This is a genomic window from Limnohabitans simekii (SeqCode) (assembly GCF_965234735.1).
Taxonomy (GTDB): Bacteria; Pseudomonadota; Gammaproteobacteria; order Burkholderiales; family Burkholderiaceae_C; genus Limnohabitans; species Limnohabitans simekii.
The window spans coordinates 162,641-182,150 of record NZ_OZ248543.1 but is presented as its reverse complement, the minus strand read 5'-3'; the positions used below and the strand labels follow the sequence as shown (position 1 = coordinate 182,150).

The 19,510-nt window shown below is 58.9% G+C and carries 18 protein-coding genes and 1 tRNA gene; 11 read left to right on the top strand and 8 right to left on the bottom strand.

What is annotated here, in order from left to right; translation table 11 throughout:
* Positions 1-40: 40 nt before the first annotated feature.
* From AC8GFP_RS09670 to AC8GFP_RS09650, 5 genes are read left to right on the top strand one after another with little or no spacing between them, the layout of a single operon-like run.
* A complete protein-coding gene (locus AC8GFP_RS09670; RefSeq protein ID WP_506612970.1) occupies positions 41-1,318 on the top strand; it encodes an ABC transporter substrate-binding protein in 1,278 nt (425 codons plus the stop codon).
* 18 nt (positions 1,319-1,336) lie between these two features.
* Entirely contained in the window at positions 1,337-2,146 is an 810-nt protein-coding gene (locus AC8GFP_RS09665; protein WP_506612637.1) for an ABC transporter ATP-binding protein, read from the top strand.
* An 8-nt stretch (positions 2,147-2,154) separates the two neighbouring features.
* Positions 2,155-3,402 carry a phenylacetate--CoA ligase family protein gene (locus AC8GFP_RS09660; protein WP_506612635.1) on the top strand — a complete coding sequence of 416 codons (1,248 nt, stop codon included), beginning with the start codon at positions 2,155-2,157 and terminating at the stop codon, positions 3,400-3,402.
* Positions 3,383-4,399 (top strand): tripartite tricarboxylate transporter substrate-binding protein, encoded by a 1,017-nt coding sequence (locus tag AC8GFP_RS09655; protein ID WP_506612633.1) that lies wholly within the window; start codon positions 3,383-3,385, stop codon positions 4,397-4,399. The genes AC8GFP_RS09660 and AC8GFP_RS09655 overlap by 20 nt, the downstream gene beginning before the upstream one ends.
* Entirely contained in the window at positions 4,396-4,719 is a 324-nt protein-coding gene (locus AC8GFP_RS09650) for a 2Fe-2S iron-sulfur cluster-binding protein (protein WP_506612631.1), read from the top strand. Before AC8GFP_RS09655 ends, AC8GFP_RS09650 begins: the two co-directional genes overlap by 4 nt.
* A gap of 1 nt (position 4,720) precedes the next feature.
* Here the strand turns inward: AC8GFP_RS09650 and AC8GFP_RS09645 are convergent, their stop codons facing one another.
* On the bottom strand, positions 4,721-5,488 hold the full coding sequence (locus tag AC8GFP_RS09645) for an ABC transporter permease (RefSeq protein WP_506612629.1): 768 nt from the start codon (positions 5,486-5,488) through the stop codon (positions 4,721-4,723).
* Entirely contained in the window at positions 5,488-6,411 is a 924-nt protein-coding gene (locus tag AC8GFP_RS09640; protein WP_506612627.1) for an ATP-binding cassette domain-containing protein, read from the bottom strand. Before AC8GFP_RS09640 ends, AC8GFP_RS09645 begins: the two co-directional genes overlap by 1 nt.
* A 51-nt stretch (positions 6,412-6,462) precedes the next feature.
* On the opposite strand from AC8GFP_RS09640, the gene AC8GFP_RS09635 reads away from it, so the two are divergent.
* The 6 genes from AC8GFP_RS09635 (at position 6,463) to AC8GFP_RS09610 (ending at position 11,847) form a co-directional block, all read left to right on the top strand.
* On the top strand, positions 6,463-6,654 hold the full coding sequence (locus AC8GFP_RS09635) for a hypothetical protein (RefSeq protein ID WP_506612625.1): 192 nt from the start codon (positions 6,463-6,465) through the stop codon (positions 6,652-6,654).
* 33 nt (positions 6,655-6,687) lie between these two features.
* Positions 6,688-6,763, top strand: a tRNA-Phe gene (locus AC8GFP_RS09630).
* Between the two features lie 301 nt (positions 6,764-7,064).
* Positions 7,065-7,454 carry an MAPEG family protein gene (locus AC8GFP_RS09625; RefSeq protein WP_506612623.1) on the top strand — a complete coding sequence of 130 codons (390 nt, stop codon included), beginning with the start codon at positions 7,065-7,067 and terminating at the stop codon, positions 7,452-7,454.
* Between the two features lie 10 nt (positions 7,455-7,464).
* Positions 7,465-8,463 (top strand): metal-dependent hydrolase, encoded by a 999-nt coding sequence (locus tag AC8GFP_RS09620; protein WP_506612621.1) that lies wholly within the window; start codon positions 7,465-7,467, stop codon positions 8,461-8,463.
* 93 nt (positions 8,464-8,556) lie between these two features.
* Positions 8,557-9,954, top strand: coding sequence for a di-heme oxidoreductase family protein (locus AC8GFP_RS09615; protein ID WP_506612619.1), 1,398 nt, complete (start codon positions 8,557-8,559; stop codon positions 9,952-9,954).
* A gap of 3 nt (positions 9,955-9,957) precedes the next feature.
* Positions 9,958-11,847 carry a PhoX family protein gene (locus tag AC8GFP_RS09610; RefSeq protein WP_506612617.1) on the top strand — a complete coding sequence of 630 codons (1,890 nt, stop codon included), beginning with the start codon at positions 9,958-9,960 and terminating at the stop codon, positions 11,845-11,847.
* A 14-nt stretch (positions 11,848-11,861) separates the two neighbouring features.
* Here the strand turns inward: AC8GFP_RS09610 and AC8GFP_RS09605 are convergent, their stop codons facing one another.
* From AC8GFP_RS09605 to AC8GFP_RS09580, 6 genes are all read right to left on the bottom strand, one after another.
* Positions 11,862-13,178, bottom strand: a complete 1,317-nt coding sequence (locus AC8GFP_RS09605) for a TRAP transporter large permease (protein WP_506612615.1) — start codon at positions 13,176-13,178, stop codon at positions 11,862-11,864.
* Between the two features lies 1 nt (position 13,179).
* Positions 13,180-13,701, bottom strand: a complete 522-nt coding sequence (locus AC8GFP_RS09600; protein ID WP_506612613.1) for a TRAP transporter small permease — start codon at positions 13,699-13,701, stop codon at positions 13,180-13,182.
* A gap of 3 nt (positions 13,702-13,704) precedes the next feature.
* Positions 13,705-14,739: a TRAP transporter substrate-binding protein gene (locus tag AC8GFP_RS09595; protein WP_506612611.1), complete on the bottom strand. Its 1,035-nt coding sequence runs from the start codon at positions 14,737-14,739 to the stop codon at positions 13,705-13,707.
* 97 nt (positions 14,740-14,836) lie between these two features.
* On the bottom strand, positions 14,837-15,649 hold the full coding sequence (locus AC8GFP_RS09590) for an HpcH/HpaI aldolase family protein (protein WP_506612609.1): 813 nt from the start codon (positions 15,647-15,649) through the stop codon (positions 14,837-14,839).
* 34 nt (positions 15,650-15,683) lie between these two features.
* Positions 15,684-17,282, bottom strand: coding sequence for an indolepyruvate oxidoreductase subunit beta family protein (locus tag AC8GFP_RS09585; protein ID WP_506612607.1), 1,599 nt, complete (start codon positions 17,280-17,282; stop codon positions 15,684-15,686).
* The gene (locus tag AC8GFP_RS09580; RefSeq protein WP_506612968.1) at positions 17,279-19,435 is read right to left on the bottom strand and encodes a thiamine pyrophosphate-dependent enzyme; all 2,157 of its coding nucleotides are present in this window, start codon (positions 19,433-19,435) and stop codon (positions 17,279-17,281) included. Before AC8GFP_RS09580 ends, AC8GFP_RS09585 begins: the two co-directional genes overlap by 4 nt.
* Positions 19,436-19,510 lie beyond the last annotated feature (75 nt).

Below are 19,510 nucleotides of genomic sequence, written 5' to 3'. Positions count from 1 at the left end.
AAAACCAGTCTTGTTGTTGTCCGCGCTGCTCAGCGCTGTGATGCTGTCCTCGACCGCGCCGGTGCTGGCGCAATCCAAAGAACAGTTCATTCCTGTGCTGTCCTACCGCACCGGCCCGTATGCGCCCAATGGCACACCTTGGGCCAATGGTTTTGTCGACTATTTGAAGTTGGTCAACAGCAAAGGCGGTATCAACAACGTCAAGATCTCCTATGAAGAATGCGAGACCGGCTATGACACCGCCCGCAGTGTGGAGTGCTATGAACGCCTCAAAAGCAAGAACCCCAGCTTTGTCCAAACACTGTCTACAGGCGCTACTTTTGCCATCACTGAAAAAGCCCCGGGCGACAAAATTCCCGTGTTGACGGTGGGCTATGGCCGCAGCGAAAGCGCCGATGGTGCGGTCTTCAAGTGGAACTTCCCGATCGCGGGCACCTACTGGGTGGCCGCCGACACCATCATGCAAGCCATTGCCAAAAAAGAAGGTGGCTGGGACAAACTCAAGGGCAAAAAAGTAGCGCTCGTCTACCACGACAGCCCGTTTGGCAAAGAGCCTATTCCTTTGTTGCAAGAACGCGCCCGCAACCACGGTTTTGAGCTGCAACTCTTGCCCGTCACGCCGCCCGGCGTGGAACAAAAAGCCACCTGGTTGCAAGTGCGTCAAGCCAAGCCCGACTATGTGGTGCTGTGGGGTTGGGGCGTCATGAACTCGACCGCCATCAAGGAAGCCCAAGCGACGGGCTATGCCCGTGAAAAAATGTATGGCGTCTGGTGGGCCGGTGCCGAGCAGGATGTGAAGGATGTGGCCGATGGCGCCAAGGGCTACAACGCGGTCACCATCCAACATGGCGCCGAACCCAACGCCGACATTGTCAAAACCTTGTTGACGCAAATCCATGCCAAAGGCCAAGGCACAGGCTCCAAAGAAGAGGTGGGTCAGGTGCTGTATTTGCGTGGTGTGATGAGCGCCATGATTGGCATCGAAGGCATCCGCTCCGCGCAAGAGCGTTTTGGCAAAGGCAAGGTCATGACCGGCGAGCAAGTGCGTTGGGGCTTGGAAAACTTGAACTTGACGCAAGCCAAACTTGACGCCCTCGGCTTCAAAGGCGTGATGCGCCCGATCAGCACTTCGTGCATGGACCACATGGGCGCCGCCTGGACCCGCATCCACACATGGGATGGCAAAAAATGGGTGTTCACCTCCGACTGGATGCAAGCGGACGAGCAAATTTTGAAGCCCTTGGTGAAAGCCACGGCCGACAAATACGCCGCCGAGAAAAAACTCACCCGTCGCACTGGCCAAGACTGCCAGTCTTGATCTGAACCGGACACACGCATGAGCACGCCCAACATTGTCTTGAATGTCAACGGCATCGAGGTCATCTACAACCATGTGATCTTGGTCTTGAAGGGCGTGTCCTTGCAAGTGCCCGAGCGCGGCATCGTCGCCTTGCTGGGCGGCAATGGTGCCGGTAAAACCACCACCTTGCGGGCCATTTCCAACCTGCTCAAAGGCGAGCGTGGCGACGTGACCAAGGGCAGCATCGAGTTGCGCGGCGAGCGGATTGAAAACCTCTCACCCGCCGACTTGGTGCAACGCGGCGTGGTGCAAGTCATGGAAGGGCGGCATTGCTTTGCCCACCTGACCATCGAAGAAAACCTGCTGACCGGCAGTTACACCCGCACCAACAAAGCCGAAATCGCCGCCAACTTGGAGAAGGTTTACAACTACTTCCCCCGCCTGAAAACACGTCGCAGCTCGCAAGCCGCTTACACCTCGGGCGGCGAGCAGCAAATGTGTGCGATTGGCCGCGCCTTGATGGCCAACCCCAGCTTGGTGCTGCTGGATGAACCCTCGATGGGCTTGGCCCCGCAAATCGTGGAAGAGGTGTTCAACATCGTCAAAGACCTGAACCAAAAAGAAAACGTCACCTTCTTGTTGGCCGAACAAAACACCAACATGGCGCTGCGTTATGCCGACTTTGGCTACATCATGGAGTCGGGTCGCATCGTCATGGACGGCGCGGCGCAAGACCTGGCCAACAACGAGGACGTGAAAGAGTTCTACCTCGGCATGGGCGGCGGTGAGCGCAAGAGTTTCAAAGACGTGAAAAGCTACAAACGCCGCAAGCGTTGGTTGGCCTGAGAATCACCATGACTTCATTCGACAACAGCTTGGAACAACGCACGCCCGCCGTGCGCGAAGCGGCCCTGATGGCCGCGTTACCGCGTCAAATCGCACATGCCCAACAACATGCAAGTGCGTTTGCGCACATCTTGCAAGGCGTCGATGCGGCCAGCATCACCACCCGTCAAGCCTTGGCCGCTTTGCCTGTCACCCGCAAATACGAATTGCTGGCGAGACAACAAGCCGAGCGCGCCAACGATGTGTTCGGTGGTTTCTCGGCGGTGCGCTTTGGGGCCAACATGCCCCGCGTGTTTGCCAGCCCGGGCCCCATTTACGAACCGGAAGGCAGGCAGTCAGACTATTGGCGCGTGGCGCGAGCCCTGCATGCCGCTGGTTTTCAGTCTGGTGAGTTGATTCACAACTGCTTCAGCTACCACTTCACACCGGCGGGTTCCATCATGGAAAGCGGTGCCCATGCCTTGGGTTGCAGCGTGTTTCCCGGCGGCACCGGCCAAACCGACCAGCAGTTGCAAGCCATGCTCGATTTGCAACCGGCGGGTTATTGCGGCACGCCCAGCTTCTTGAAAATCATTTTGGAAAAAGCCGCCGAAACGGGCGTGAAACTGCCTTCCTTGCGCAAGGCCTTGGTGAGTGGCGAAGCCTGCCCACCCTCCTTGCGCGATTGGTTCATCAGCCACGGCGTGGACGCCTATCAGTGCTATGCCACGGCCGACATCGGCCTCATCGCCTATGAAACCTCGGCGCGTGAAGGCTTGGTGTTGGACGAGGGCGTGATTGTGGAAATCGTGCGACCCGGCACCGGCGACCCGGTTGCAGAGGGTGAAGTCGGCGAGTTGGTGGTCACCACCCTGAACCCCGATTACCCGCTCATCCGTTTCGGCACCGGCGACCTCACCGCCGTGTTGCCTGGCGCATGCCCCACGGGCCGCACCAACCAGCGCATCAAAGGTTGGATGGGCCGCGCCGACCAAACCACCAAGGTGCGCGGCATGTTTGTGCACCCCGGCCAAGTCGATCAAGTGGTCAAGCGTTTCGAGCAAGTGCACAAAGCGCGTTTGATCGTCACCGGTGAAATGGCCAACGACCAGATGCAATTGCAGGTCGAGGCCGCAGAGCACAACACCGATCTGAAAACCGCCATTGAACAAGCGGTGCGCGACATCACCAAACTGCGTGCCGATGTGAGCCTGGTGGCCGTTGGCAGTTTGCCCAATGATGGCAAGGTGATTGAAGATGCTCGCAGTTACAAATAACGCGGGTTTGTTCTGCCGCGCCTTGCTTGGAACGCTGATCGCCTTGGCGCTGGCCTTGAACGCATCGGCTCAAACTTTTCCCCTCAAAGACAAGCCCATCACCATCGTCGTGCCCTTCAGTGCCGGTGGCCCCACCGACCGCTTGGCGCGAGAGATGGCTGAAGGTTTGCGCAAGCCCTTCGGGGGCGCCAATATCGTGGTGGAAAACATCTTGGGTGCCGGAGGCGCGATTGCTACGCAAAAAGTCGCCAAAGCAGCCCCGGATGGCCACACGATTTTGATCCACCACATTGGCATGGCCACCATGCCCAGCTTGGTGCGCAAGCTCGGGTTTGACGTGGACAACGATTTCACTTATCTGGGCATGATTCACGAGGTGCCCATGACCATCGTGGCGCGCCCCAGCTTGGAAGCCAAGGACTACAAAGAACTCACGGCTTGGGTTGCCAAAAACAAAGACAAGGTGAACCTGGGCAACGCTGGTGTGGGGTCGGCTTCGCATTTGTGTGGCCTCTTGTGGCAGTCGTCGTTGCGCACCGAGATGGTTGGCATTCCTTACAAGGGCGTGTCCATGGCCATCACCGATTTGATGGCTGGGCAAATTGATTTGTTGTGTGACCAAACGACCAACACCATGGCCTATATCGAAACCAACAAGATCAAGGCCTTCGCGGTCACTTCGCCTAAGCGCCTGAGCTTGCCCAGCTTGAGCAACCTGCCGACGATGCAAGAGCTGGGCGTCAAAGGTTTTCAGGTGAGCATTTGGCATGGCACTTATGCACCCAAAGGCTTGTCACCCAAGGTGCAAGCCCAGTGGCATGCCGCTTTGCGCAGCGTGCTCAGCGACCCCGCCTTTGTGAAAAAACAAGAAACCTTGGGGGCGGTGATGATCGCTGACAAGCGCATTGATCCTGAGGGCCATCGCAAATTCGTCCTTTCTGAAATCACCAAATGGAGCCCCATCATCAAAGCTGCTGGGGTATACGCAGACCAATGATTCAAATTTATTTCATTCAACCCGATGGGGCTGTCAACGAAGCCATGGCCGAGCATGGACAAACCCTGCTGAGCGTTGCCAAAGAGTCGGGCATTGATGGCTTCACAGGTGAATGTGGTGGCAATGGCACCTGTGCCACTTGCCATTGCTTTATCCAGCCCGAACATTTGGCAGAAATGTTCGAACCCACCGAGGAAGAATCGGCCATGCTCGATTTTGTGGCCACCACCCGCGAGGCCAACAGTCGCTTGGCCTGTCAAATCGTGGTTGAATATTTCATGGACGGTTTGCGGGTGTACGTGCCCGATCGCCAGTATTGATTCATTGTTTGAATCGTTTGCGTGTCAGGTGCAGCGCAATCATCCAACCGACCAGTCCATACGTCAGCAAGACGCCTGCATGCAGCAACACATTGCTGGGCCATTGGTCTAGAAACAAGGGGCGAATCAGCGCGACCGCATGGGTCAGAGGCAACACATCGGCCACCCATCGGACTGCTGTGGGCAGGGTGTCCAGCGGGAAAAAGATGCCGCTCAAGAACATCATGGGCGTCAAGAACAAGGTGAAGTAGTAGGTGAAGAAGTCGTAGCCCTTGGCCAAGGCGTTGAAGATGAGCGCCAAGCAGCTGAACACAACGCCAACGCCCAACAAAATCGGCCAAGCCATCAGCAGCTTCCAGGTTTGCACAATGCCCAAGGCCAGCATCACCAACAAAATCGCGGTGACGGTGAACAGCGCTTTGAACGCCGCCCACAGCATTTCTGCCAGCAGCACATCGTCCAAACGCACGGGCGCGTTCATGATGCCGTCCCAGGTTTTTTGCACATGCATGCGCGAGAAAGCCGAATACAGCGCTTCAAACGTGGCCGCGTTCATGGCGCTCATGCAGATGGAGCCGCTGGCCAAAAACACGATGTACGGGATTTTGTCGCCGCCCATGGTCACCTCGCCCACCAAGGCACCCAAGCCGTAGCCAAAGGCCACCAGCCACATCAGTGGCTCGGCGATATTGGCAATGAGGGAGGGAATCAGCAGCTTTTTCCAGACCAAAAAGTTGCGCAAAAACACAGGCCAAAAACGCAGGCGCATCAACCCTCCTCGCGGATTTGCCGCCCAGTTAATTTCAAAAACAAGTCTTCCAAATTGGCCGGACGGTGCAAGCTGCGCACCCCCGGATAAGCCAACAGCGCTTGCAACAAAGGCTGTGCGGTTTGGGTGTAGAAAAACACCGTGTCGCCGCTCACCTCGATGCGTTGGGCAAGGGCCCGCAAGTCGCCTTGCGACAGCGCTTGCGTGTCGCCGCCATACACCTCGACCACATCGGGCTCCAGGTGCTCGGCAATCAAATCCCGTGGTTTGCCCTCGGCGATTTTGCGACCATGGTCCACCACCAACAAACGGTCGCACAGTCGTTCTGCCTCGTCCATGAAATGCGTGGTCAGCAAAATCGATTTGCCTTGTTGCAAGAGTTGCTGCAAGCGTTCCCACATCAGGTGCCGCGCTTGCGGGTCCAAGCCGGTGGTCGGCTCGTCCAGCAAAAGCAGCGAGGGGTTGTTGATCAGCGAACGGGCCAAGCTCAGGCGGCGCTTCATGCCGCCCGACAACTCGCCGGGCTTGGCATGGGCCTTGTGGCTCAAAGCTGCGAATTCAAGCAACGTAGGAATGCGGCTTTGGATGTCGGCGCTGCGCATACCGAAATAACGGCCGTAGACCATCAGGTTTTCGGCGCAAGAGAAATCCGGGTCCAAGCTGTCGAATTGGCTCACGACACCTAAGCGTTCTTTGATGGCCAAGGCGTCTTGCGGCATGGACTGGCCAAACACATTCACGCTGCCGCTGTCGGGCGCGGTCAGCCCCAGACACATGCGGAAGGTGGTGGTTTTGCCCGCCCCGTTGGGGCCGATCACGCCCAGGCATTCGCCGGGCTGCAGTTCAAAAGACAGGTCGTCCACCACCAGGTTGTCGCCAAAGCGCTTGGTCAGGTGGGTGCAACGGAGTTGAGGTTCGTTCATGGGTCGCTCGCTAGAGCCCGCATTGTGCCTTGTTGCATTACAGTGATCGCCATGAGAAGCCTATTTGCCCTGATGTTGTTGACGCTGACCGCCTGCGGTGTGGTGACCGAGCAAGGCGTGTACGAAGGCATCCGCCAGCAGCAGCAAATCCGCCGCGAGCCCGCTTTGCCCGATGGCCAGCGATTGCCGGACTACGACAAGTTCAAGCAAGAGCGTGACAAACTCAAACCCAGCCCCGAGTGAGCCGAGGCGGCAGTGGTATAGTCTGCCTCCCACGGCCCGGTAGCTCAGTTGGTAGAGCAGCGGATTGAAAATCCGCGTGTCGGCAGTTCGATTCTGCCCCAGGCCACCATATTCATTGGGTTTGCAGCCAAAAACGTGCTACAAATTTCCATAGCACGAACGTAGCACGGTTTATGTTCTGCAAGCAAAAGAAATCCTGTGGTTCTTGCAAGTGTTTTACCAAGCACGCTGCACAACACATTCAACCAAAAAAACCAGTACCCCAATTTGTATGTTTGACATGCAAGTGTGAAAAAGCCTGCTGCGTCATTGCTTAACGCAGAGCCCACATCTGTTAGGCCGCAATTCCGAATGGTTGTTGTAAAGGCATAAGGGGCAGGTCAAAATGACCAGACTTTAAGGACCTCATCATGACCATCGCCGAACTGTGTATTTTGATCGCCTGTCTCTTGCCCGTCGTGTGCGTGGGCATCGCCAAATGGAAGGGCATTGGTGTCTCGCGCCAGGATGGGGGCTATGACAACCACAACCCGCGCGGCTGGCTCGCGGGCTTGGAGGGTTGGCAAGCCCGCGCCAACGCAGCGCAGCACAACAGCTTCGAGGCCTTGCCGATTTTCGTGGCCGGGGTCTTGATTGCCCAAGCCCATGGGGCTGAGACTTCCAGCGTGGACGCCTTGGCGCTGGGCTTTGTGGTGGCCCGTGTGGTCTACATCTGCGCCTATTTGGCCGACCGCGCCAACCTGCGCACCCTCAGCTGGGTCGTGGCTTTGGGCTGCGCCATCGCTTTGTTCTTTGTGTGAGGCTGGGTCCATGGATTCCTTGACACAAATCGCCTTGGGGGCTTCCATCGGTGTGGCTGTCATGGGTCGGCGCACGGCCGCTTGGAAGGCCGCGCTCTGGGGCGGGGTGGCTGGCTTGTTGCCCGATCTCGACGTTCTCCTGGACCACGGCGACCCGGTGCTCAACATGGTGTTGCACCGAGCGGAGACACACGCTTTGTTTTGGTTGGCTTGGGCGTCAGGGCCCTTGGCTTGGTTGGTGGCGCGCATCACCCATGAACCGGGCTTGTGGCGACGCTGGTGGTTGGCCATCGCCTTGGCCCTGTTGACGCACCCCATCTTGGATTGGTTCACGATTTACGGTACCCAATTGTTCCTGCCGTTCACGGACGAGGCCTATGGCTTGGGCAGTTTGTTCATCATCGATCCACTCTACAGCCTGCCGCTCATGGCCGGTGTGGTTTGGGCCATGCGCGGCGCCCGTGGCAGATTGCACGCCAACACCATCGGTTTGGCTTGGAGCTGTGTCTATATCGGTTGGAGCGTCGTGGTGCAGCAGCACGTGCTGGGTCACGCGCAAGCGTCCTTGCGTGGCGCGGGCCTGTCCACCGAGCAGGTGTTCGTGACACCCGCGCCCTTCAACACCGTTTTGTGGCGCGTGGTGGCCGTCGATGGCAAGCATTTCCACGAGGGCTTTTATTCGCTCATGGATGCGGGCCGTCCGGTGCGCTTCAATGCGTTCGAGCGCGGAACTGAGCTTCTGGCAACCCATGCCGCGCATCCGCAAGTGCAGCGTTTGCAGCGCTTCACCGATGGTTTTGTGAGCTTGAGCCAAGATGTGAATGGGGACTTGTGGATGAGTGACTGGCGCATGGGTCAATACCCGAATTTCATTTTCACCTTCAACATCGGTCCTGCCCTGACCTCTGGCCAAAAGCCGCCTGTGGCCATCCAAGAGCGGCGCACCATGGACGTGGCAACGGGCTTGGCGTGGTTGTGGCGGCGCTTGAAGGGCGAGGACATCACTTAGGGAATTTGCGCTGCCTCAAATACCCGCCATGGCTTACCTGTCAAAATGTCCCTGAATGTGCCAAAACACTTGGCGCCCTGTTGGAGAACTGCATTGAAAAAACCGCTGTCTTATCTGTTGCTCGCTGTCTTGGCCATGGGCGCTGGCCCAGCTGTGACCCAAACCTCCAAACAAGTGTTGATCCAAGATGTGTACAAGCAGCCGGTGGCTGGCTTGACCGCCAAACAACGCAAGCAGTTTCCGCAAGGCGAGAAGGTGTTCAACAACTTTTGGATCGCCGTCAACAACCCCACGATTCCCGTGGTCTGGGACTTGTCCCTGCCCGGGCCTTCCGGTGGCGAGTGGGGCTTGGGCCCTAACTTCATGGCCACCAATTGCGCGGCATGTCATGTGAACGCTGGCCGTGGGCGCATGCTCGACACCGGTGGCTTGGCCGTGCAGCAAGTGCTGCGGATTTCGGTCCCTGGAGACGATGGATTTGGCGGGCCCAAGCCGGATCCAAACTATGGCACGGACATCCAAATGTTTGACATCGTCACCCGCAAAAACACCAGTCAGCGCGCTGGTGAAGCCGAAGTTTTCATTGATTGGATGACACAAAAATTCACCTTTGCCGATGGCGAAGAGTTGGAATTGCGCAAGCCCAAGGTGCGGGTTGAGAATTTGAATTTTGGACCCCTTGCCAGCAATGCCATGTTTTCTTTGCGCAACTCGCAAGCCATGCTGGGCATGGGATTTTTGGAAGCGGTGAGTGAGAAAGACATTTTGGCCTTGGCGCAAAAGCAACAGCAACAGGGCTTGAATGGTCGACCCAACTATGTCCGAGATGACATCAAGCAACAAACCGCGCTTGGCCGCTTTGGCTGGAAAGCCAACCAACCCACTGTCCGACAGCAAATCGCGGCTGCTTTCGCTGCCGACATCGGCATCACTTCCGCGCTTTATCCGGATCCGCATTGCATGCCTGCGCAAAAGGAATGCCTGGAAGCGATTCGCAATCCCAAGCCGGAGTTGCGCCCCGAGTTGTGGGACAGCATCACCAACTGGACACTGTCGCTGGATGTGCCGCAGCAGCGTGACAAAAACAAACCCGAGGTCAAGCGTGGCGAGGAATTGTTCATGCAGGCAGGCTGTGGTGGCTGTCATGTGCCCGAGATGCGCACCGGCAAGTTTGATGCCTTGCCTGCAGTCGCCAACAAAACGATTCGCCCCTACACCGACTTGCTGCTGCACGACATGGGCCCCGACTTGGCCGATGGCCGACCCGACTACAAAGCCAGCGGCTCTGATTGGCGCACCCCACCGCTTTGGGGCATCGGTTTGTCCAAACAAGTCAGTGCCAGCACCAACTTTTTGCACGATGGGCGTGCTCGCAACCTGACCGAGGCCATTGTGTGGCACGGTGGCGAGGCCAAGCTGTCGAAAGACAAATTTGTGGCCATGCCCAAAGCACAACGCCAAGACTTGCTGGAATTTTTGAACTCACTCTGAGCCATGGCCAAAGACTTCTCGAAGATGGAGCACAGCAATCGCTCCAGCAACCTGAACATTCACCAAGTCTGCGATCCGGCCAAACGCCAAACCCTGCAACTGGCGGCTTGGTTGGGCTTGCTGGGCAGCTTGTCGCCGCTGGCGGCGCATGCCAAACCCAGCCGCATCGGCTTCAAAGCCATGCCCATTGGCTTGGGCGACTTCATCGAGCTGCCCGCCGACTACGTGGCCACAGTCTTGGCCCCTTGGGGCGATGCGGTGGGCATTGCGGGCAACATGCCCACCTACAAACCCGACGCCAGCAACACGGCGCAAGAGCAAGCCGTGCAGATGGGCATGCACCACGATGGCCTGGTGTTTTTTCCTTTGCAAGGCAGTTCCACCCATGGTTTGTTGGCCATCAACCACGAGTACATCGACGAGGGCTTGCTGTTTGCCGACGGCTTTGAATCGATGAGCGCTGACAAGGTGTTGAAGGCGCAAAACGCCCATGGCATCTCGGTGATTGAAGTGCGACTGGGCTCCAAAGGCTGGCAAATGGTGCGACCCTCGAAGTGGGCGCGGCGCATCACCGCCAACACGCCCATGGCATTGACGGGTCCGGCTGCTGGTCATGCGTTGATGCGCACCGCCGCCGACCCCCAAGGCACACGCGTCTTGGGCACTTTGAACAATTGCGCGAGCAGCATGACGCCCTGGGGCACTTACTTGTCAGGCGAAGAAAATTGGGCGGGTTATTTTGCGGCAGGTGACAAACCATCGGCGCACCACAAGCGCTGGGGTTTGCGTGCCAAAAGCCACAGCCAGTGGGAAGCCCATGATGCGCGTTTCAATGCCGAGTTGAACCCGAACGAACCGAACCGCTTTGGTTGGATCGTTGAAGTCGACCCGATGGACCCGCTCAGCACGCCCGTTAAACGCACGGCGCTTGGCCGAGGCGCCCATGAAGGCGCATGGGTGGGCCAAACCAAGGCGGGCCACGCCGTGGTCTATTCAGGTGAAGACGCTCGCTTTGAGTACATCTACAAATTCGTCAGCCGCGACAAAATCCAAGCCGGTGGTGCGGCAGCCAACCGCGACTTGCTAGACCACGGCACCTTGTATGTGGCGCGGTTTGAGGCCAATGGCACCGGCGCTTGGTTGCCCCTGGTGCATGGCCAAGGACCCCTGACAGCCGCCAATGGTTTTGCTGATCAAGGCGAGGTACTCGTCAAAGCGCGTCAGGCCAGCGATGCCTTGGGCGCCACCAAAATGGACCGCCCTGAATGGCTGACCATCGACCCGGCCAGTGGCTGGGTGTATTGCACGCTCACCAACAACAGCCAGCGCGGCGAACCTGGCAAACCGGGCGTGGACGCGGCCAACCCACGCGCCAACAACACCATGGGCCAGATCATCCGTTGGCAAGATGCGGGCGACTTCGACGGCTTGCAGTTCAAGTGGAACCATTTGCTGCTGGCCGGTGATCCGGCCAATCCACGCCCTGAAGCCAAAGGCAATATCCAAGGCGATGTGTTCGGCTGCCCCGATGGCATCAGCTTTGGCCCCGGCGGTTTGCTGTGGATTCAAACCGACGTGCACAGCAGTCAATTGCAGCAAGGCGAGTTTGAGCGGATCGGCAACAACCAACTCTTGGCGTGTGATGTGAGCACCGGCGAGGTGCGCCGTTTTTTCACCGGCCCCGCCAACTGTGAAGTGACCGGCTTGTCGTTCACACCGGATGGCACGACGATGTTCTTGAGCATCCAGCACCCGGGCGAATCACCTTCGGACCGCAGCGACCCGAAAGAGCCGTCCAAATACTCCAGTTGGCCCGACTATGTCGATGAAACAAGGCCACGCAGTGCGGCGGTGGCGGTGCGCAAAAAGAGCGGTGGCGTGATTGGCTTGTAAGCAGCGCGGCTGAATCAACCCATGCGCTCGGGCAACCACAGCGCGATGATCGGGAACGCGATCAGGATGACCAGACGCAGCAAGTCGGTCAGCACAAAGGGAATGACGCCTTTGAAGATGGTCATGAAACTCACGTCATGCACCACGCTCTTGATGACGAACACATTCATGCCCACCGGCGGGTGAATCAGGCCCAGCTCGACGGTCATGACGATGATGATGCCGAACCAAATCGGATCAAAGCCGAGTTGCACGATGATGGGGAAGACGATGGGCACGGTCAGGATGATCATGGCCATGGCATCCATCAAGCAACCCAAGATCAGGTACATCACCATGATCAGTGCCAAGACGCCATAGCGGCCCAAACCCAAATCAGACAGGAAAGCCGTCAGGTTTTGCGGTACCTGGGTCACGGTCAGAAAGTAGCCAAAGATCAAGGCGCCGATCAGCACGGTGAAGACGGCGGCGGCGGTGCGGGTGGCCGACAGCAAGGCTGTGAGCGTGCCTGCGCGGTCAAGTTTGCCGCGCAACACGCCCAGTAAAAACGCGCCGGTCGCGCCCACACCACCGGCCTCGGTGGGCGTGAAAAAGCCGCCATACAAACCGCCAATGACAAACACAAACAGCAGCACCGGAGCCCAGACGTCCTTCAAACCATGCAAGCGCTCGGGCCAGGTTTTTTGTTCACCACGTGGCAACCAGTCGGGCCGCACCCGCACGATGATGACAATCGTGAGCACATACATGAGCATGGCCAAAATGCCGGGGATGATGCCCGCCATGAACAACTTGCCAATGTCTTGTTGCGTGAGGATGGCATAGACCGCCAACACCGTGGACGGTGGCAGCATGGCTCCCAAGGTGCCGCCAGCTGCGATGACGCCGGTTGCGAACGACTGCGGATAACCGAAGCGGCGCATCTCGGGGTAAGCCACGGATGAAAACGTGGCGGCTGTCGCCACCGACGAACCGCAAATGGCTGCAAAGCCGCCGCAGGCCACGACGGTCGCCACACCCAAGCCACCGCGCATGTGTCCGATGAAGGCGTTGGCCGCTCGGAACAGCTCACGACTGACCCCAGATACCGACACAAAAGCGCCCATCAGCATGAACATTGGGATGACGCCAAAGGTGTAGTCGGTCACCGTGCGCATCGAGGTTTGGCCAATCAACTTCAAGGCCGGACCACTGCCCACGATGTAGCTGTAGCCGCACACACCCACCAAGCCCATGGCCATGCCCACTGGCACACGCAACAACATGAGCATGAACAAGGCTATAAAGCCAATCAAGGCCACCGCATCCGGGCTCAAATTCATCAGGTCCATGTCAGTGTCCTGTTCCGCTGGTGGGGGTTTGCAAAGCCTCGGGGTCGCGCAGCAAACGCCAGGTGCGGATGGTGATCAACAACACGGCACACACATCGCCCATCCACGCCACGGCGAAGAAAGGCCAGGTGGGCAGGTTCAGGTCATAGGTTTGCACATGGTCGTGAAAGGTCGTGGCCACTTTGTCAAACAGCATGATGGTTTGCACCGTGACCACCAGCAGCAACACCAAGGTGGCGAACACATCGATGTAGCGTTTCCAACGCGGGCTGGCATAGGTCCACAGCAGATCCACAGTGATGTGACCACCGCGGTAGCTGGTGGCGGCAATGCCCCAAAAGATCAGGATGCCCAGCAGCAATCGGCCAATGTCGTAGCTGTCGGGAATGGCGGTGTCGAAGAACTTGCGCAGCACAACAGCCAGAAAGATGTTGAGCGCGACGAGGCCGACGAACACGGCCGCCGTCCATTCGATGGTGTCAATGATTTTGTCGAATGGGGTTTTGGGGCTGGAGTGCGCCATGGTTTAGAGCGCGGATTTGTACTTGGCCAAGCTTTGCTGCAAGGCTTTCAAAATGGGCGCGGGGTCGTCGCCGCGCTTTTTCACCTCGTCAGCCCATTGTTTCTGCACAGGCGCCACCGCGGTTTTCCAAGCCGCGAGTTGCGCGGGGGTGAGGCTGTAGATCTCGCGGTTGGCTTTGTCGGCCAACAGCTTGGTGCGACCCGCAATCTCAAAGTCAGCCCAAGCGGTGCCGACTTTTTCAGCCCATTCAGGCGTGCAATGCCCATCGACCGTTTGCTTTTGTGCAGGTGACAAGGCTTTGTACTTGTCCAAGTTCATCACCATCACAAAAGGGGTGACGTACAGGGGCACGTCCATGTGGTACTTCACCACTTTGTCGATGCCAAACAAAGACAAGGAGCCCCAAGGAAAGGTGAGTGCGTCGGCCACGCCGCGCTCGATGGCGTCACGCGCCTCCGGTGCCGAGGCTTGCACATTGGTGCCGCCCAGCAAAGTGATCATTTGACCCACCGTGGCGGTGGCCGGGCGCACTTTCAGGCCTTTCACATCGGTGGGCAACACGACTTTTTTGCGCGAGTGAAAAGCCCCGGGGTCGTGTGCAAAGGCAAAGCAGTACTTCACATCCTTCATCTCTTTGGCGGCATAGGTGCGGTACCAAACGTCAATGGCCGCTGAGCCCGCTTTGGAATTGCTGATTTCAAATGGCAAGGACGCTGCAGCGAAGATGGGAAAGCGACCGGGCTGGTAGCCGGGGTTCACAAAGGCGAAGTCGGTCAAGCCATCGCGGGCCATGTCGAAATGGTCAAAGGCTTTGCCCAATTGCTCGGAGGGGAACAGGATGGGGTTGATGCTGCCCCCCGAGGCTTTTTTCATGCTCTCGGCCCAGGCTTGGATGGCCGGGTTCAAGGCGTGTTGCGCGGGCACCCATGTGGAGACACGCACGGTCTGGGTTTTGTCTTGCGCCAAGCCCAGCGCTGGCAAGCCAATCAAGAGGGCAGCAAGCAGGCTGCGTGGCGTCAGTAGGTTGTTTGTTGTCATGGTTTGAGCAAAGCGAACAGCTGTCCAAAAGATCTGAACAGGATAACCCAGCACAGCGCCTTTGACCCTTGGGATCTGCCCGCGGTCGTCTCTGGCTTCAATAGCTGCCGCCTTGGCGTGTGGCGGGCGCAGCAGCCGACTTGAAACGTGCTGCCAAGTCGCGGCTGCTGCGAGTCAATAACTGCGCGTCCAAGCCCACGGCCACAAACCGCGCACCACAGGCCAAGTAATGACGAGCCAAGGCCTCGTCGGTGGCGAGCACCCCGGGTGCTTTGCCGGCTTTCAGAATCCGCGCGATGCCGTCTTCGATGGCGGCTTTGACAGCAGGGTGGTCGAATTGGCCAATATGCCCCATGGCCGCTGACAAGTCAGCTGGACCGATGAAGACGCCATCCACACCCGGCGTGGCCGCAATCGCATCCAGGTTGTGCATGGCCTGCAAGGTTTCAGCCTGAACCAGCAAACACACTTGCTCATTCGCGGCGCTGAAATAGTCTTCAAAATACCCCCAGCGACTGGCCCGGGCACCCGCCAGCCCGCGCACCCCGCCTTGGCCATCGGCTTGCGGGTAGCGACAAGCCTGCACCAGTTGTGCGGCTTGTTCGGGCGTGTCCACCATCGGCACCAGCAAGTTGGTCACGCCCAAATCCAAATACTGTTTGATGAGGGCGGTTTCGCCAACCGGGACACGTGCAACCGGGTGGCTCTGGGGGTAGGCCGCCAACACTTGCAGGGCCGCTTTGAGGTGTTGCAAATCGTAGGGCGCGTGTTCACCATCCAAGACCAACCAATCAAAGCCTGCCAAGCCCGCAATTTCAGTCGTATCAAGGTGGGTCAGGCTCAGCCACAAACCGATTTGAGGTGTTGTTGTTTGCAAGGCCTGTTTGAATGCATTGATGGGTGTTTTCATGGTGTTGAAGAAACAAGGGTTGAATCGGAAGGTCTCATGGTCGACGTGCAGCATCGCGGACAAAGCGCAGCGGTTGAACCGCCACGGGCAAAGTGGCAGCCCCCAAGGTGGCGAGGCGATTGTTCAAAGACACGCCCTCTTCATCCTGCAACGCGGCCGCGCGGGCTTGCGCCACGGCTTGGGCCCGCCAAGTGGCCGACGGGTTCAAAGCAGCGGAGGCCAGATGCACAAGGATGTGCTGCAGGTTGCGCTTGGCGCGTTCGTTGGTGCTGCCATAGCCTTTGATGAGCTGGCCGCATTGCGCGAGTTCGCAACCCAAAGCCCAGTCTGCTTGCAAGCCTTGGGTCACGGCGAGCAACCATGCCTCGATGTCTTGTTGTTCTTGCCCAAACCGGCTGCCGTGTGGGCGCAGCCATTTCAAGCTGGCCAAGCCGCGCAAAGCCAACAGGCCCAGCACCGAATGGCTGCCAATCTTCAAGGCCCAGGCCAAGGGCTCAAGACCTTTCGCCAATCGTTGGTTGTGCCAGCGCAGCAAGGGCGTGGCCAAAGCATTCGGCAGCAGCGCGGCCAATTCGGGCACGCCTGGTTTGAAATGGTCATAGACCCGCAACAACTCGCCGGGTTGGGCTTTCACCTCGGCGGCCACGCGTTGCCAACGGCTGGCGCGGCTTTTCAAATCCGCCACCCGCACGATGTCGTCAAACGCCATCCACAAGGCCAACCAGCGGGCGGTGTGGCGGCTGGCCGCGTGGCCTTGCAGATGCGCGGGGTCGGCGGCGTTTTCGGCCTTCAACACCGTTTGCAAACGCTCTACATACAAGTTGGCATAGGCCGTGCCTTGGTAGTCCAGCAAACGCTGGTAGCCCAGCTGCGCGAATTCGCGCACTGCGGCGGGCAGGGCTTGCACAGCAGCAGGGGACGCATGGCGTGTGGTGGTCATGTCAATCAAGGCGGCTTGCGGGCTGTCATCGTCTTGCAGCATGGCTTGCAGGGCTTGGGCAGTCGCTGCGCGCTCAAAGCCCGCCGCGAAACCTTTCAGGCTGGCGTTGGTTTGCGCGGTTGATGCGCCGCCTTTTTGGATGCTGGACTCGAAATGCACACGCTCAAAAGGCAACAAACCACTGCCGGCCACCACGCCCAGCATGACCGCGCTCACCATCGTGCCATGCGCTTGCGCCATGGCAGAAAAATCCCAGACCTGCGCTTCTTTGGCCTGCTGTTGAATCATGTGCAGCAAGGCGGCGCTGTCGGCACGGCCGTCTCCCATGCTGATGCGCTCTTGCGTGGTCAGGCTGCGCCCCGAGGAGCTGAACACCCGGGTGCGATCAGGCGAGACCAGCCCCAAAGACACTTGCCGCCCGGTTTCCAGCAACTCCGAGGACAGCAAAGCATCCAAAGCGCCCGGCACCGGGTTCAGGCTGAACACCGGGCGCTGTCCCTGCAACGCGTTCAAGGGGGTGGGCCACACTTCCACGTAATAGGTGGTGGCCCCGGTGCGCTGCGCCACGCCCGGGATGGACGAGCTTTGCGCGGGAAATCCGGCGCGGCGTGCAGTGTCCATCAGCCAACTGCTGAGCACACCGCCGCCTTCACCGCCCAAGGCGCAGATCAACAAACTGATGGGCGGGTTCATGCGCGTTGCAAGGCGCGAACCATGCGGTGTTGCACTGCCGCCCACAGGCGCTCCAGTGGCTTGGGGTTTTGCACGATTTCAGCGCGGTAAAAGCTGGGGCACAGGCTGGCGCTGTGCGCGTTTTCGCCGCACAAACCGCAGCCGACACAGCCATCGATCACGGTGGCCACTGGGTCCACTTTCAGCGGGTCGGGGTTGTCCTTCAAAGTGAGCGTGGGGCAGGCCGACAAGCGCATACAGGCATGGTCGCCATTGCACACGTCCTCGTCGACGCCGTAGCGCACACGTTGAACCCGACGGCCATCACGCTTGAGTTGTGCCACCAGCGGTTTGATGCGGCGTTGCCGCTCGAGTTGGCATTCGCCTTCGGCGATGATGACTTTCAAACCGTTGAAGTCCGAGGTGAGCGCGTCTTTCAACACGGTTTTCACCTGCGCCACGTCATAGGTGTGCACGGTTTGCAGCCACTGCACGCCCAAGCCTTGCAAGGTCTTTTCGATGGTGGTGTTGGTGTGCGACAAGCTGGCGTGTTGATCGGCCGCCGCTTGTTTTTGCGCGTCTTGTGGTGTGGAAATGATGTCTTGGGTGCCGGTGGCCGAGGTGTAGCCGTTTTTGAAAATCAACAGCACCGCATCATCGCCATTGAACAGCGCACTTTGCACACCGGTCAGCAAACCGTTGTGCCAAAAACCACCGTCGCCCATGATGGCCAAGGTGCGGCCTTGCATCATCGGCGACACACCCGCACGGCTGGCCAAACTCATGCCATAGCCCAAGATGGAGTGGCCGGTGTTGAACGGTTCAAACGTGCCCAAGGCATGGCAGCCAATGTCGGCGGCGATGTGCACCGCGCCAATGGCTTGTTGCACCTGTTTCAGGGCTGAAAACACCGGGCGCTCGGGGCAGCCGATGCAAAAGCCGGGTGGCCGCGCTGGCAGCGCCTGGCCCAAGGCTTGGGCCACGTCTTCGCGGCGTTGTTGCAAGCCCTTCAGCCATTGCTGCGCGGCTTGCACGCTGGTCTCTCCCAAATAAGTGCTGGCGAAATGCACCAGCCCCAAGCTCAGCGCTTCGATGTTGTATTCGCCCGCGCCGGGCAGCATGTCTTTGCCGTGCAAAGGTGTTTGCACCCCAGCGCGGCGCAGTTGCGTGGCCATGTCTTGCTCAATGTACTCGGGCGAGCCTTCTTCCACCACCAGCACGCCGCGCTTGTCCTTGCAAAAATCAATCACTTGCTGTGGCACCAGCGGGTAGGTGACGTTCAACACCAAGATCGGAATCTGGCTGTGACCCAAGGCATCGGCCAAGCCCACTTGCTGCAAGCTGCGCAGCAGCGCGTTGTACAAACCGCCTTGCACCACCAGCCCCAAATCGGGGTGCTGGCTGCCCGGCATCAGCTCGTTCAAGCCGTGTTTCAAGATGTAGGCGCGGGCGGCTGGAATGCGCTCTTCTAGTTTTTTCTTTTCGTGGCCAAAGGTGACCGGCGGGTGTGCCAAGCGGCTGTAATCAAAGGGCGCGGGCTCGGTCATGAGGTCGCGGGTGGACAGCTTGGGGGATTGGTTGTTGCGGGTTTGGAAACTGCCGCGCACATGGCAGGCGCGGATGCGCAACTCCAGCAGCGTGGGCATGTTCGAGGCTTCCGACAGCGCAAAGCCGTGTTCCACCATCTTCACCATGTGCGCCAAGTCTGGGCGCGGGTCCAGCAGACACAGGGTGCTTTTGAGTGCAAATGCATGGGTGCGTTCTTGGATGACGGATGCACCTTCGCCATAGTCTTCGCCCACCACAATGAGCGCACCGCCCAACACGCCGGGCGAGGCCAGGTTGGACAAGGCATCCGAGGCCACATTGGTGCCGACAATCGATTTCCAGGTGACCGCGCCGCGCAAGGGGTAGTGGATGCTCGCGCCCAGCATGGCCGCAGCCGAAGCTTCGTTGGCACAGGCCTCGACATGCACACCCAACTCGTCCATCAAGGGCTTGGCCTGCACCATCACGTCCAGCAAATGCGACACCGGTGCGCCTTGGTAGCCGCCCACATAGGCCACGCCGGATTGCAGCAAGGCCTTGGTGACCGCCAAGATGCCCTCGCCATGAAACGTGTCGCCGTCGCCAAGCCGCAAGGACTGGATTTCATCAACAAAGGAAACTTCCAAACGACTCTCCGGGTGGGCGCGGGGATGGGCGACGCAGAAGCGGCCATCATAAAGAGCCGCACCAGAGGCTGCATG